This window comes from Novosphingobium sp., assembly GCF_030696665.1.
GTDB lineage: Bacteria > Pseudomonadota > Alphaproteobacteria > Sphingomonadales > Sphingomonadaceae > Novosphingobium.
This window is the reverse complement of the sequence record NZ_JAUYRV010000035.1, coordinates 37,209-51,499: the sequence shown is the minus strand read 5'-3', so window position 1 is coordinate 51,499 and position 14,291 is coordinate 37,209. Positions and strand designations below refer to the sequence as shown.

Here is a 14,291-nt window from a genome sequence, read left to right as displayed (position 1 = left end):
TGGGTGTTCGGGCGCGTGGAATTGGGCAATATTGCGCCATGGCAAAGCAGCAGGATGAGTCCGCTAAGCGCGGCGGGTGTGGCAAAGTGGCCGGGATCGCGGTGATCGTTCTGGCCGGGGTGTGGGTGCTGGGCGGCATTGCGCAGCGGTTCGACGATGCCGAGACGGCGGGCAAGCTGGCATCCGAACCGGCGGTGCAGGCGACTGTTGCTGAAATCCTGACCGCCTATTCCGCAAACGAACTGGCGGCCAAGGATCGCTTTGACGGCAAGGTGCTGGAAGTGCGCGGCAAAGCCGGAATGATCATCGAAGGATTCGGGGGTAAGCCGATCATTGCCCTAGAATCAGCCGATGGCAGCGGTACGATCAACGCTGGTCTGCTGCCGGACGAACGATCGCGTGCATCGGCGTTGACCAAGGGTCAGGATGTGACGGTGCGCTGTGCGCGCATCACCGCATCGCTGACCGATCCGACATTGTTGGACTGCCGCCTGCCGGTAGCGGCAAATCAGTTCATGTAGATTTCGTTCGGCCCAAGGATCTTGTGCATGCGGGTGACGCGCTGGCGCTCTACCCGGAAGATGATCGGTGGGTTGTACTGTTCCAGTTCCACGTAGCTGGACGTGGTACGGACAAGGCGTTTCACCAGGACGTGAACCACATCATCGCCGTTGCCATCGTTCAGCTGGACCACCACGAAATCGCCATTGCGCGGGGGCGGGGTGGGGGTGACCAGCCCGATCTCGCCCTGAAAGAAGCGGTTTTCCATGCTGCTGCCGTGGAAGTAGATGGCATAGGCATCGGTGGCAAAACGCAAGGCGGCGGGGCGTTCGATCATGCCGACGGTGGTGGTGGGATCGAACAGGGTCTGTTCAATCCGGGTGCAGTGCCCGTCCTGTTCGATTTCCAGATCATCGCAATATCCGGTGCCGTAGATCGGCAGGCGTTCATCCGGCGCACCACGCCAATCGCGCCGGGCATCAAGGAAGCCCACTTCGCTTTTGGGCTGTTCCGGCGTTTGCACGCGCCCGAACAGCCAATCGGTGGTGGTTTCCAGAATTGTCGCCAGAGCGCGGGCGCGCGCCTCTGACGGAACGCCTGTCTTGTCGGGATCGAGCAGATCTCGCACGTATCCCTGATTGGCTCCGATGGCTAGGCTGGCCTTGCGTGGGCTGATGCCGAGAAGGTCGAGACGTTCACGCAGGCGCGCGCGAAACACGTTCGGATCATGGGGTGGCGTGCCTGAAAGCATGCATGGATTTACCCGCAAATCACCCATCGGGGGAATTGTGGAAATACCCACTTGACCAATCATGGATAAATCCATCATATCCAGCGCCTATGGAAAAGGTCATCGAACCCGCGCCGCTGGTTGAGCGGTTGAAAACAGCGGCCCAGCTTTGGGTCGATCAACATCAGGCATCGCTGGCGCGGCTTGGCCGCAGCGTGATGAACGATGGGGGTTTCTTCAGCCGAATCGAAACCAATCCGGTGACCACCACGGCCACGCTGGAACGGTTCGCCCGCTTCCTTGGCGATGCTGGCAACTGGCCTGATGGGGCGGTGCCGGATGATGTGCGGGCGTTTGTTCATGTGACGGGTGTTTCCACCGAACCGGAAGGAAACTCTACCGGACAAATCAACGGCTTGTCCGGTGAGCTGGATCAGGGGGCGGCGCAGGAAGAACAAGCCCAGCCCCGTGTCGAGCACGGGGCGACGGTTTTGGGGAGCGCGGCGTGATGGGTGGCAAGGGACGCATCAAGCGCGCGGTGCGGCATGCGGTGCATCTGTGTGGCGGGGTGGATGGTGCGGCGGCGACGGCGGAGCGGGGCCGGTCTGTGGCGGGGGATTGGAACAATCTGAACCATGCCGCCTTTCCGCCCGCCGATTGTGCGCTGGCGCTGGATGAAATTGCCGTTGCTGCGGGGCAGCTGCCGCCGATCACCAGCGCACTGGCGCGTGAGCTGGGCGGGGTGTTTGTGCCCAACATCGATGTGCTGGCCGATGAAGGCAGCATCGCTGGCATGGTGATGGGGCTTTCCAAGGAACTGGGCGACGTGGCCGGATCGATCAGCGCCGCGCTGGCCGATGGCAAGGTCTCGCCTTTGGAAGCTGATGCCGCGCTGGGCGAACTGCACGACATGACGCGCAAAGCGGCGCAGCTTTGTGCGGCGCTGGAAAGCATTCGGGGGGATTCATGACCGCCAGCACGCTGTACAAATCGGCGCACGAATTTGAGGCGTGGTTTGCCGATGCGCGGCCCAATGCCAAGTGGACTTATGCCATTGGGCCGACGCTCGATCCGCGCGAGCCGGTGGTGCAGCGCGTCAACGCGTTGATCGCCAGTGCCGAGCTGACGGCGCACAATGTGCGCGCGGGCGATGGCGGGCTGTTGCGCGTGGTGAAGCGGTTGCGGCCGGTGACGCTTGATCCGCATGGGATGGACGGCGGCGAGCGGGCGCGGCGCATTTCGATCAGCGACGAATTCCGCGAGACGCCCGAGGGGCGCATCTATCTGATGCTGGTGCGTGCGGCGAACATGGGTGCGCCGTGCCCGAGCAATGCCGACCTTGCCGCCTTTGCCGGGCTGAAGGACGCCGACCAGGCGCGGTATCTGCTGCGCGACAAGCTGATCGCGCCGGGGCTGATCGCGATGGAATACGAAGGCGCGGGCAATGTGCGGCGGCGCGTGAAGATCATGGAAACCGGGCGGCGGAGCGCTGCTTTTGAGGAGATGGCGCGATGAGTGGTGAAGGCATTCTGCCGAACAATGGCGGCATTACGCTGGTGCTGACCGCGCCTGTGGTCGGGATCAGTGCCGGTGTGGGGCTGGTGCTGCACTTCCTGCGCGAACGTGCGGCGGTGGCGCGGCGGTTGGCCGACAAGGACAAGGGCAATCCCGATCCGATCCTGTGTGACCGTGCGCGCCAGCTGGAAGTGATGATCGCCGATATCGAGGGCGGGTTGCATATGCCGGAGATGTTTGTGGCGCAGGCGCGTGCTGCAGTTGTGATGGAAGAGATCGAAGATCTGCAGGCGATGCTGCACGGTGCGGGGCATCCTGGGCCACTAGTGTTTGGCAGTGAAGAAGAAGTCGAGCCCGGGGCGACGGATGTTGATTGGCTGGATTCCCGCCTTCGCGGGAATGACGAAGTGGGGGTTTCGGCATGACGCGCGCGGTGGCCAACGCGGTGGATAAGTCCGTCGATGCGCGCAAGCCTGCGTTTCGGATTGCGGCCAAGGCTTTGGCGAAGGCGCTGGGCGATGTGGTGGAAGTTACGCCGCCGGGGGGGAAGTATACGATTCCCATCCTGAACACGGTGCGGATCGAGGTGGCGGACGGTGGGTTGACGCTGACCGGGTGTGATCTGGACCAGTGGATGATCCGCACGCTTGCCACCAGTGACCGCGAACCGAATTCTGCCGAGTGGGTGGCATCGATCCGGCCTTTTGCCACGTGCGTGCCGGCGCGGGCTTTGCTGGCCATCGTCAAGCAGATCGATGGTGATGCGATGGTGGAAGTGACCGGGCCGGTAGGTGATGAGACTCGCGTAACGATCAAGGCGGGGCGCAGCCGGTTTCGGGTGGCGTGTTTGCCGGTGACCGACTTCCCGATGCCGGTTGCGCCGGAGATGGGGTGCAGCTTCAGCATTGCCGCCACGGCGCTGGCCGATGTGTTTGCGGCGGTGGAGCATGCGATTTCCAGCGAAGAGACGCGGTATTATCTGAACGGAATCTACATGCATCCTGAAGCGCTCGACCAGCGCTTTGCGGCGACCGATGGGCACAAGCTGGCGCGACTGGCGCATGATGCGCCCGATGGGGCGGCTTCGTTTCCGGCGGTGATCGTGGGGCGGCAGACGGTGGCTGTGCTGGACAAGCTGCTGGTGGCAGCGGTGAAGGCGCAGGAGGCCGACAGCCCGGCGATGGTCGAGGTTGACGCTCCGGCCAAGGGCAATGTGATCTATTGGCAGATGCCCGCAGCCGATGGCGGCGAAGTGACGCTGATCGCCAAGACGATTGACGGCACCTTTCCCGATTACACGCGGGTGATCCCCAGCGCGCCGCCCAACGTGCTGACGATTGACCGGGAGGCGTTGAGCGCGGCGATCAAGCGCGTGGCGACGGTCTGTTCGGACAAGACGCGGGCGGTGAAGCTGGTGCTGGATGGCGACAAGGCCACGGTTTCCACCACTTCGATCGAGATCGGCGATGCCATGGAAGAGCTGCCCTGCATGTACATGGGCGATGCCATCGAGATCGGGTTCAACGGCGATTACTGGCGCGCGTGCCTGGGCGCGGTGGCCACGGACAAGGTGGTGATGAAGTTCACCGATGAAGGTGGGCCTTGCCGGATCGAGGCCGAAGGCGGCGAGTCCGCGCTTGTCCAAGTTCTGATGCCGTTGCGGGTTTGATTGGCGGGAGCCTGACATGAGCGTTCAAACTGACATTGGCCCGGCGCGTGGTGGCGTGCCGCGGTGGAAGGCCTATGCCCAGGCGCGCGAGATTGCGGCGCTGGCGCAAGTGGCGCTGGAATGCAGCGCGGATACGCCGCGGGCCGATGTGGCGCGGGCGATGGCGCAGTTTGACCGGATTCGTGCGATTCTTGGCACTTCCAACGTAAACGCCACGCAGGCGGCGGATTGAGCGGTGCAGGGCGATCATTCAGGGCCGAGCCGGATTGACCGGGTGAAGCGCGCGCTATCAATTGACGATGCGGTGACGCGCGCCGGGGTGAAGATGAGCGGCAGTGCCAGTTCCACGCGGCGGCGGGCGAAGTGCCCATTTCACAGCGGCAATTCGGCCAGCTTTTCGATCATGACCGGGGGCACCAGCCCTGAAAACGGATTCGGGCATTGCTTTGGCTGTGGATGGCACGGCGATGTGGTGGCGTTTGTGCGCGATCACATGGGAATGAGCTTTCCCGATGCGCTGGCCGAGTGCGAGCGCATGGCGGGCCTTTCTGCCGATGGGGCCAAAGGTGAAGCGCGTGGGCCGATCCTGTGTGACCGTGCGCCATCAGCCAGGCCGGAGCGCGAGCTGGTGAGCGTGGTGGACATGGCGCGTTGGATCTGGGCGCAGGCACGGCCAAACCCGGAAGCGGCGCGGCGGTACTTCATCGGGCGGGGTGTGCCTGCCAGTGTATTGCACCACACGCGGCTGACGGCATTCAGGCTGCTGCCCGATTGCCCGATATCGCAATGGGAAGTGGGCAAGGATCCGCGCAAGGGCCTGATCGCGCCAGCGCTGATCGGCATGGTGACGCGGCCTGAACTGGCCGAAGGCCTGCTGACGTTCAAGCCGGTGGCGCTGCACGTGACGTTCATGAACCCCGATGGCACCGGCACCATGCTGCGCCGCAAGCCGTGGGCCAAGCCTGACGATCCCGACCCGATGCTGGCCAAGCGCAAGATGTTGGGGCCGGTGAAGGGTGGTTGCGTGCTGCTGGGCCAATATCGGCCCGATGCGGCGCTGTTTGTGGGTGAAGGCAACGAAACGGTGCTGTGCGGCATGGCGTTGGCCGGGGCTGATGGTGACGCGGTGGGCATTGCCACGCTTAGCCTGGACAACCTGCAGGGCGGCGTGCGGTATCGCGGGAACCGCATCTGGCCGCTGTTTGCCATCGAGCCGGACGCGGAAAAGCCTGCCTTTGCCATTCCGGGGCATACCGGCGCGGTGACGGGGTTGATCGACAGCGACATGGCCCCGCTGAAAGGCATGCGTGACCAGCGCAGCGGGCGGTTCCTTGGCGAAGCGGTGATCGAGCGCAAGGGTGCGCCGATCATCAACCGGGCGATCACCGGGGCAGAGCGTGCGCGGATCTGCGCGGAACTGTTCGTCAAGCGGTGGCGCGGGGCAGGGGTGCATCAGGTGCATGCCATGCGCGCACCGCTGGGCATGGATTTCAACGATGCGGCGAAGGCGGAAAGACGATGAACGACGATCGGCGGCTGAAGGGACTTGTCGAGCGGGTCGAGATGATCGACGCGGAAGTCGCCAACCTGCAAGGCGAGCGGCGTGAGGTGATGGCCGAGGTCAAGGCGGTTGGGTACAACTTGGCGACCTTTCGGCAGGTGATCGCGCGGCGCAAGATGACGCCGTCCGAGCGGGGCGAGGCCGATGCGCTGCTGGAAGCCTATGAGGCGGCTTTAGGTGGCGAGGCACCAGCGGTGCCGCTGCGCATCGATGCGATGGCGCTGGCGACCAACCTGCTGGCAGCAGAGCTGGACGGGCTGGCCGATGTCGATCGCGCGCAGCTGCTGGTCGAGCATGTGGTTGCCCTTTTGGACCTGCGCGACGAAGTGGCCCAACTGCGCGAGGCGGAAAAGGCGCGGCGCAAGCTGGCGGCCGATCAGGGATTTCAGGTCAAGCAACTGGCGCTGACCGTGCGCTGGTACGAGCAGTGCGCCAAGCACGGCGTGGCCTTGATGCGTGGTGGTGAGGAAGTGTTTCGCGCCTATCGCGGAACGGTGGACGAGGCCGGTGGTCCGGCGCGGATTGCCGATGCGCCTACCGCGGATGAGAAGTTGGCGGCGCTATTCGCCAAGCCGCCCAAGCCTGCGACCACAAAACAGAAACAGGTGGGCGATGCCATCGCCTTTGCCCAGATCGCGCGCATGAACAGGGGTATCCGGTGACCGATTCAATGATCCCTGTAACGGTGGATGATCCGCTGCAGATGGCGTGGTTTGAAACCAACGATTACGGCAATGCGCGGCGTCTGGAAGTGCTGGCCAAGGGCCTGCTGAAATGGGTGGACGACAGCTTCTGGATTGCCTTTGACGGCAGGCGCTGGTGCGAGCGCGAGGGCGAATACCGCGCGCACCAGATGGCGTTTGATGTGGCGGCGCACATTCATGAAGAAGTGGCCGCGCTGGGCGCGCTGATCGGTGATCCGAAGCGGCCCGATGGTGAGGCCCTGATCGAGCGGTTTGGCGACTGGTGTACGCCGGAGCGGGCGCTGGACCGGCTACAGGCGCTGTCCAAACATGCCACCAAAAGCGGTAATGCCAACCAGACCGAAAACATGCTGAAGCAAGCCAAGAGCCTGCCCGACATGCGCGCCTGGAGCGAGCAGTTTGACACCGACATGCTGGCCTACAACGTGCAGAACGGCACGATCCGGTTTGGCCGGGTGGCCGATTGCAAAGGCGCGGGAAAGCTGATTGCGCAGGCTGCGGGCAAGGATGGGCGCGCGTGGGGCGCGTGGTTCCGCGAAGGGCACGATCCCGCCGACATGATGCGCCAGATGAGCAACTGGATATTCGACCCCAAAGCCACGTGCCCGATGTGGACGCAGCGGCTTGAGCTGGTGCAGCCCTATGACGAAGTGCGTGCGATGTTTCCGCGCATGTACGGCCAGACGCTTACCGCGCTGACCGATTGCGAAGAGTTTTATGTCCACAAGGGCCGGGGTGGCGACGGCAAGACCAAGACGCACGAAATCATCGCGCATGGTCATGGCGATTACTACCGCGATACTTCGATCAAGACATTCCTGCAGGCGAGCATGCAGAAGGCCGGTTCTGAACACCGCAGCGATCTGGTGCGGCTTGCCGGTGATATCCGCATGGTGGTGGCCCCGGAGCCGCCGCCGCGATCAACGTGGGATGGCGAGACGATCAAGCAGGTGACAGGCGGTGGCACGGTGACCGCGCGCGGCGTGGGGGCCAAGACTGAAATCACGTACAAGCCGCGCTGGAAGCTGTTTGTGGAAGTGAACCCGACGCCATCGATGCCCGGTGACGACAAGGGATTTCGCCGCCGCTTTCGCCTGGTGCATTGGCCGGTCGATCTGGACAAGATCCCGGGCGGTTTTGAAAGCCCGGCCGCGCTGCGGGAACGGCTGTGGAGCGAGGCCAGCGGCATTCTGAACTGGATGATCGCGGGCTGCCTTGACTGGTTGGGTGACAGGCGTGTGCCGGTGCCGGAGCGCGAGGCCGAGGCGCTGGCCGATTTCTGGTCCACCGGCAACCCGCTGGGCGAGTGGATGGACGAACGGTGCGACCTGACCGACCGGGAAGCAACCACGCCATCCAAGGCGCTGTTCGAAGACTTCAAGGCGTGGATGGAGCGCAATGAGGTGGAAGAGGACGCCATCAAGAAGTGGAATTCCACCCGCTTTGGCCGTGAGCTGGGGCAGCGGCAGATCATCGGCAAGAAGGATGGCCGTGGTAACAAGGTGCGCGTGGGCGTGCGTCTGCGGCCTGCGGGCGATCTGCTGGGTATGGAAACGGGGGTGCAGGCCGATAGGCCCAGCCAAGGGTCGGCGGAGCCGACCGGCGATTTTGGCGCAGGATCAGACCCTTTCGCTGGTGGCCCTGATCGGTTTGGGCCGCGTTGAGGGTGGTGCTGATGACCTGCAAGGGACCACAAGATGTAGTGACGGATGGTTACGGACGGTTGGGCCTAACTGTCCGTCATTTGGGGGTGGCGCGGGCTGTCCGGTGTGTTTGCGATGGCGCTTCGGGATGGCTGGGCAGGAGCCGAACGGGCGATACGGACGGTTTTGACGGCGGGTTTACGGTGGGTTTTTGGGCAACTGTCCGTGAGTGCGACTCGGCGGAAATGCTAAGGCAAAAGGTCACTGACGGATAGTTACGGACAGTTGGGGACTTCAGTTTGCCCTATACCTGCGCGCCCCTGCATACCCGTGGACCGCAAACCATCCGTACCATCCGTAACCGTCCTTCACCAACATCTTGTATTTCAAAATTGGAGTTAAGAGCATGGCAAGGCGAGACCCGGTGATCGAAGCGACGGAAGATATGCTGCTGGAAGCGTGGGAGCTGCTGATGCGGTCGCCCGACCAGGAAAAGGGATGGCTGGGCAGCGGGACGCGATCATGGTGGCCGCAGATCATCAGGGACAAGATCATGGACTATGCCGACGAGGATGCGCGGCCTCGGCTGCAGATGGGCCTGAAGCAGGTGCGGTTGCGTGACCGGGTGTTCGTGGACGTGGGCTGCCTTGCCGAACAGATCGCGCCTGCTGACCGTGCGCTGGTGGCCGTGGTGCTGACCATGAAGACGTGGCGCGATGTCGGCGGCTTTCGCTGGGAGCGCGTGTGGGAGGCGCTGGGCGGGCGCGAATCGGGTGCGACAACCGATGGGCTGCGGGTGCGCTATGAACGCACTCTGCGCAGGCTTGGGGCGATTGAGGCGGCGCTGATCGGGGTGGTGTGAGCGGTGTTGGGCGGCAATTCTCTGCATGCGGTTTTCGGTGCGACTCGCGCAAAAGATACCCCGGACTGCGTCAAGACCCGGAATGATTCCGGGGTCAAAATAAAGGGTGTTCGTCTCCGGGGTATAATGGGGGTAGGAATCGATACAGTCGGCGAGGCGTGTGGCTGGGGCTGGGATGCCTCGCTGCGGTTCGGCGGCGTTCTCTCATTCAGAACGGAACCTTGGTTTGGTGGTGCTGATGCGGCGGCCAGCGCGGATTGCTGCGCGGCCTCCTCGCGTTGCGGCGCGGGCCAAGAAGGTGCTGCCGATCTACCAGTCGCCCGAGTGGAAGGCGCTGGTGCGTCAGGTCATCAAGGCGCGGGGGCGCAAGTGCGAAGACTGCGGGACAGGGGTAGGCAGGATCTATGCCGACCACGTGCGCGAGCTGAAGGATGGCGGCGCGGCGCTCGATCCGATGAACGTCAGGTTGCGGTGCGCTACGTGCCACGGGATCAAGACCGAGGCCGTGCGGCGCGAAAGGGTTGGGCTCGAGCATAGAGGGGGGGTGGTCAAAAGTTCAGAGGGCGAGGGCCGGTAGGACCACAGCCCCTCTCATTTGGAGATTTTTTTCTTGTGACGGGGATTTCTGATGACGTTCCGGGGTTGTTTGGCTGGGTGCCAGCGCCTCCGCGTGGTCAGGGACGCCCGGCCTATGCCTGGTCTGCTGAAAAATCCAATAAACTCATGGTGTTATTCGCAGCCGGATATAAGCAGAAGGATGCGGCGGGGGTTCTGGGGTGTGACGTGAAGACGTTGCGAAAAGTATTTCCCCAAGAGTGTCGCCATCAGGTGCAGGCCGAACTGATCGTGCGATCGGGGCTGATGGCCAAGCTGGCCGACCTCGCCTCGGCGGGCAGCGTCTCTGCCATCCGCCAGTTCGACAAGATGCTGGCGGCGGAGCGGGTCAAGGCGACTGCCGGGACCATTGCCGACCGTGGGCGCACGCCGCCCAAGTCGGCCGCGCTGGGCAAGAAGGATGCGAAGCGGGCGGCGGCGAAGTTGCTGGAAGGACGGTTCCGCACGCGGACGCCTCCACCGGCCTTGATGAACTGATCGAGCGAACACATGAAATGGTCGACCGCCTGCCCTGACTGGCGGGAGCGGATCGTTGCGCGTGAAAGCCTGGTGCCGTTTGAGCCGCTGTTTCCAGACATGGCCGCCGAGGCACTGGGGGTTTTCAAGTCGCTGCAGATGACCGACCTGCCGATGAAGCGGGACGGGACCTGGCCGCGCCTTGGTGAAGTTTGCGAGCCGTTCGTGTTCGATCTGGTTTCCGCGATGTTCGGTTCGCAGGATCCTTTGACGGGCGAAAGCCTGATCAAGGAAGCGATGCTGCTGATCAGCAAGAAGAACGGAAAGTCGCTCATTGCGGCGGGCATCATGCTGACCGCGCTGACACTGAACTGGCGGCACGGTGCCGAGCTGCTCGTGCTGGCGCCGACGATCGAAGTGGCGAACAATTGCTTTGGCCCGGCCGCTAAGATGGTGCGGGCAGATCCTGAATTGAGCACCGTGCTGGATGTGATCGATCATACGCGGACGATCAGGCATCTGGATAACGGCGCAGAATTGAAGATCGTGTCGGCTGACGCCGGCGTGGTCAGCGGCAAGAAGGCCGGGTTCGTCCTGATCGATGAGCTTTGGCAGTTCGGCAAGAAGGCTGGTGCCGAATCCATGCTGGAAGAGGCGACGGGCGGACAGGCGGCGCGGCCGGAAGGCTTTACGCTGTATCTATCGACGCATTCGGATGAACCGCCTGCTGGTGTGTTCAGGACGAAGCTGGCGCACTATCGCGATGTGCGCGATGGCATCATTGAAGATCCGACATGTTTGCCGATGCTGTACGAATGGCCGGAGGAACTGCTGGAAGCCGAGGCCTATCTGGACCCGGATTTCTATTACGTGACGAACCCGAACATCGGGAAATCGCCGACCGTTGGATACATCGAACGCAAGATCAAGCAGGCGCAATCGGGCGAAGGTACGGACGGCGACACGTCGCTGCAGATCGTGCTGGCCAAGTACCTGAACGTCGAGATCGGAATGCGGCTTCGCCGGGACCGGTGGAGCGGCACCGATCTATGGCTGGGCACGGCCGAGCCGGAAGGGCTTACGCTCGACCAGTTGCTGGACCGGTGCGAGGTGGCGATTGTCGGGTTTGATATGGGTGGGCGCGATGACCTTGGCGGGGCTGGGGTTGTCGGGCGCGAGAAGGGTACGGGGGTGTGGCTCGGTTGGGGCCATGCCTGGGCGCAGCGGGTGGCGCTGGAACGGCGCAAGCAGATTGCGCCGGTGCTGCAGGGCTTTGCCGCCGATGGCGATTTGACGTTTACCGATTCGGGCGAAGCGATCGTGACCGACATGGCGCGGATCGCGGTGAAGGTGCGCGACAGCGGGAAGATGCCAGCAGACGGTGGCGTGGCGGTGGATGCCTGGGGCATCGGGCCGCTGGTCGATGCGCTGGTGCAGGCCGGGTTCGATCCCGGTGACGAAGCGATGAAGCGCGCAGGCCACATCGCCTCGATGCGGCAGGGGGTCGGGCTTTCGAGCGCGATCTACACGCTGGAATTCAAGCTGGGCGACGGGATGTTCCGTCACGATGGTTCGAACATGATGGCCTGGTGCGTGAGCAACGCGCTGGTCAAGCTTAGGGGCAGTGCCTTGTACGTCGACAAAGAGACATCAGGGGCGGGGAAGATCGACCCGTTCGTGGCGTTGCTCAATGCCGTCAAGCGCATGGAAGAAGGGCCGGTTGCGGCCAACGGAAACGAGCTGGTCTATGAGACCCGGGCGATGGTGGTGATCTGATGTTGCCGGAAGACTATCGCGCGCGGTTTGGGCCTGGGAACGGGCCGGGTGCGGGGCGTTCGCGGCCTGCACCTGTGGCTTCGTCACCGACGAATGTCATGGATCGGTCGGCGCTGGGTGACGAATGGGTTTCGTTTCTGGCGCAGACTTCCGATGTTAACATGGCCGAGCAGGCGGCGCGGGCTTCGGCGGTGTATTTCTGCTGCTCGATCATCGCCGAGGCGGTGGGGAGCCTGCAGAGCGGGTTTGTTGATGCGCGCAACAATGCGGTCAGCCTTTCGATGGGCGAAGTGATCGGGCTGGAACCCAACCCGATGCAGACGGCGGCGGAATTCTGGGCAAGCATGGCCTATACGGCAGCGCTGCGCGGGATTGCCTTTGCCGAACCAACGGTGGGGCTGGACAACGTGGAGTTGTGGCCACTGGATCCGCGCGGCACTTCGGTAACGTGGCGGGACCGGTCATTCTCGGTCGATTACACGGCTGATGGTGTGCGCCGTCAGTTCGTGCCGCAGCAGCTGTTCTGGTTTTCCGGGCTGGCCGACAGCACAGCCAAGCCGCTGGTGCCGTGGCAGCAGGCCAAGGGATCGATCGAATTTGCGCTGGCGTTGGAACTGGGGGCGCGGTCGTTCTTCAAGAACAACTTGCGCTTTGCCGGGATGCTATCGACCGACCACAAGCTGACCGATGAATCGATTGCGCATCTGCGCGAAGGGATTGCCCGCTGGAAGAACGGCGGCATTCCGGTTCTGGAACAGGGGCTGACCTTTTCGCAGACGCAGGGCACCAATGCCGATGCCCAGACCACCGAGCTGATCAAGCAGCGCACGATGGAGATGGCGCGGTATTGGCACATTCCCCGGTCGATGATTGCCGAGGATGCGGGCAACGCGGGCAGCCAGGAGCAGGAAGCGCTGGCGTTTGTGAAGTACACGATGCGCCCGTGGGTGCGCAGGATCGAGCAGGCCATTTCGGTGCGTTTGCTGCCCCCGGACATGAAGGCACAGGGCATCCGGGCGCGGTTCAATCTGGACAGTCTGCTGCGCGGCGACAGCGCCACCCAGTTCCGCAATGCGGTGCTGGCGCGCACGGCGGGCACGCATTCGATCGACGACATTCGCGTGAACTGGTTCGACCTGCCTGCCTATGGTGAAGACTGGTCAGAAGATCCGCGCGCGCCGCTTAACAGCAACCGCGCTGCCGATACGGTGACCGGTGGCCAGACCGCGCCGCAGGATGGCGTGGCGCAGATCGTGGCGGCGCTGATGGCATTGCCGGAAGGCGAACAGGCCAAGGCGGTGGCCGGTCTTGAACAGCTTTTGAAGGAACTGACCCCATGACGCGACTTGCGGTGGCTGGCACGCTGTTTGCGATGCACCCGGCCTATCTGGATGCATGGCTGAAGCAGAACACGCTTGAGGCGATCATGCCGACTTCAGTGCAGCAGTTGGTGGCGGCTTTTGGGCGTGGCCCTGCAGAGGCCGCCAATCCCGATCCAATCCGTGAAGGTGCCACGGCGATCGTGCCCATTCGTGGCATGATTGGCCCAGTTGGTATGGGTGCGCGCACTGAAACCAATGTTCTGGCCGAGCGGATCCGCAGCTTGGCTGCCGATCCCAAGATCGGTGCCATCGTTCTCGATATTCATAGCCCGGGAGGCTACGTGTTCGGCACGCAGGAAGCGGGTGACGCGATCTATGAAGCGCGCGCATCGAAGCCGGTGGTGGCGGTTGCCAATACCTATGCCTATTCTGCCGCGCATTGGCTGGCGACGCAGGCCAGTGCGTTCTTTGCCACGCCCAGCGGTGAAGTTGGCAGCGTGGGTGTGCGGTCCGGGCATGTTGACCAGTCGGGCCTAGAAGAAAAGCTGGGCCTGAAAACCACGCTGATCGCATCCCATCCCGACAAGATCGCAGGCCATTCCTATGGCCCGCTTGCCGATGAAGACCGTGCTTGGTTGCAGGCACTTGTCGACGAATACAACGGCAATTTTGTAGCTGCGATTGCGCGCGGGCGAGGGATTTCTGTCGCGCAGGTAGCCAATATCCACGGCACAGGCAAAACCTTTTCGGCGACCAAGGCCGCCGCCAACGGCACCATTGATGGCGTGATGACGCTGCGCGATGTGGTGGCCAAGTACAGTTCAAGCCGTGCGCGGCTGTCGCTGATGAAGCGGCAGGCGGCGGTGGCCGAGGCGATGGCAGGTATCTGACAGCCTCGACCAGCAAGAGCTTCCGAATGGAAGGCGGAGGGGGCGGC

The 14,291-nt window shown here is 63.3% G+C and carries 17 protein-coding genes; 16 read left to right on the top strand and 1 reads right to left on the bottom strand.

Annotated features, from left to right (window positions below):
- Positions 1–38: 38 nt before the first annotated feature.
- Positions 39–521 carry a hypothetical protein gene (locus Q8R81_RS09570; protein ID WP_305617228.1) on the top strand — a complete coding sequence of 161 codons (483 nt, stop codon included), beginning with the start codon at positions 39–41 and terminating at the stop codon, positions 519–521.
- Here Q8R81_RS09570 and Q8R81_RS09565 read toward each other — a convergent pair.
- A complete protein-coding gene (locus Q8R81_RS09565; protein ID WP_305617226.1) occupies positions 509–1,279 on the bottom strand; it encodes a LexA family transcriptional regulator in 771 nt (256 codons plus the stop codon). The two genes, Q8R81_RS09570 and Q8R81_RS09565, sit on opposite strands and share 13 nt — an antisense overlap.
- A gap of 62 nt (positions 1,280–1,341) precedes the next feature.
- On the opposite strand from Q8R81_RS09565, the gene Q8R81_RS09560 reads away from it, so the two are divergent.
- The 15 genes from Q8R81_RS09560 (at position 1,342) to Q8R81_RS09490 (ending at position 14,244) form a co-directional block, all read left to right on the top strand.
- On the top strand, positions 1,342–1,740 hold the full coding sequence (locus Q8R81_RS09560) for a hypothetical protein (protein WP_305617224.1): 399 nt from the start codon (positions 1,342–1,344) through the stop codon (positions 1,738–1,740).
- Positions 1,740–2,201: a phage regulatory CII family protein gene (locus Q8R81_RS09555; RefSeq protein WP_305617222.1), complete on the top strand. Its 462-nt coding sequence runs from the start codon at positions 1,740–1,742 to the stop codon at positions 2,199–2,201. The genes Q8R81_RS09560 and Q8R81_RS09555 overlap by 1 nt, the downstream gene beginning before the upstream one ends.
- Positions 2,198–2,746, top strand: coding sequence for a hypothetical protein (locus Q8R81_RS09550; RefSeq protein WP_305617220.1), 549 nt, complete (start codon positions 2,198–2,200; stop codon positions 2,744–2,746). The genes Q8R81_RS09555 and Q8R81_RS09550 overlap by 4 nt, the downstream gene beginning before the upstream one ends.
- The gene (locus Q8R81_RS09545) at positions 2,743–3,171 is read left to right on the top strand and encodes a hypothetical protein (protein WP_305617218.1); all 429 of its coding nucleotides are present in this window, start codon (positions 2,743–2,745) and stop codon (positions 3,169–3,171) included. The genes Q8R81_RS09550 and Q8R81_RS09545 overlap by 4 nt, the downstream gene beginning before the upstream one ends.
- On the top strand, positions 3,168–4,415 hold the full coding sequence (gene dnaN / locus Q8R81_RS09540; protein ID WP_305617216.1) for a DNA polymerase III subunit beta: 1,248 nt from the start codon (positions 3,168–3,170) through the stop codon (positions 4,413–4,415). The genes Q8R81_RS09545 and dnaN overlap by 4 nt, the downstream gene beginning before the upstream one ends.
- A 16-nt stretch (positions 4,416–4,431) precedes the next feature.
- Positions 4,432–4,647 (top strand): hypothetical protein, encoded by a 216-nt coding sequence (locus Q8R81_RS09535; RefSeq protein ID WP_305617214.1) that lies wholly within the window; start codon positions 4,432–4,434, stop codon positions 4,645–4,647.
- Between the two features lie 3 nt (positions 4,648–4,650).
- Entirely contained in the window at positions 4,651–5,937 is a 1,287-nt protein-coding gene (locus tag Q8R81_RS09530) for a CHC2 zinc finger domain-containing protein (RefSeq protein WP_305617212.1), read from the top strand.
- Positions 5,934–6,638 (top strand): DUF2312 domain-containing protein, encoded by a 705-nt coding sequence (locus tag Q8R81_RS09525; protein WP_305617210.1) that lies wholly within the window; start codon positions 5,934–5,936, stop codon positions 6,636–6,638. Before Q8R81_RS09530 ends, Q8R81_RS09525 begins: the two co-directional genes overlap by 4 nt.
- A complete protein-coding gene (locus tag Q8R81_RS09520; protein WP_305617208.1) occupies positions 6,635–8,344 on the top strand; it encodes a phage/plasmid primase, P4 family in 1,710 nt (569 codons plus the stop codon). Before Q8R81_RS09525 ends, Q8R81_RS09520 begins: the two co-directional genes overlap by 4 nt.
- Positions 8,345–8,729: 385 nt before the next feature.
- Complete coding sequence (locus tag Q8R81_RS09515) at positions 8,730–9,185, top strand: hypothetical protein (RefSeq protein ID WP_305617206.1); 456 nt, start codon at positions 8,730–8,732, stop codon at positions 9,183–9,185.
- Positions 9,186–9,423: 238 nt separating this feature from the next.
- Positions 9,424–9,762: an HNH endonuclease gene (locus tag Q8R81_RS09510; RefSeq protein WP_305617204.1), complete on the top strand. Its 339-nt coding sequence runs from the start codon at positions 9,424–9,426 to the stop codon at positions 9,760–9,762.
- A gap of 251 nt (positions 9,763–10,013) precedes the next feature.
- The gene (locus Q8R81_RS09505) at positions 10,014–10,277 is read left to right on the top strand and encodes a hypothetical protein (protein ID WP_305617202.1); all 264 of its coding nucleotides are present in this window, start codon (positions 10,014–10,016) and stop codon (positions 10,275–10,277) included.
- A gap of 12 nt (positions 10,278–10,289) precedes the next feature.
- Positions 10,290–12,032, top strand: a complete 1,743-nt coding sequence (locus Q8R81_RS09500; protein ID WP_305617201.1) for a terminase large subunit — start codon at positions 10,290–10,292, stop codon at positions 12,030–12,032.
- Between the two features lie 98 nt (positions 12,033–12,130).
- A complete protein-coding gene (locus Q8R81_RS09495) occupies positions 12,131–13,372 on the top strand; it encodes a phage portal protein (protein ID WP_305617199.1) in 1,242 nt (413 codons plus the stop codon).
- Positions 13,369–14,244 (top strand): S49 family peptidase, encoded by an 876-nt coding sequence (locus Q8R81_RS09490; RefSeq protein ID WP_305617197.1) that lies wholly within the window; start codon positions 13,369–13,371, stop codon positions 14,242–14,244. The genes Q8R81_RS09495 and Q8R81_RS09490 overlap by 4 nt, the downstream gene beginning before the upstream one ends.
- Positions 14,245–14,291: the final 47 nt, after the last annotated feature.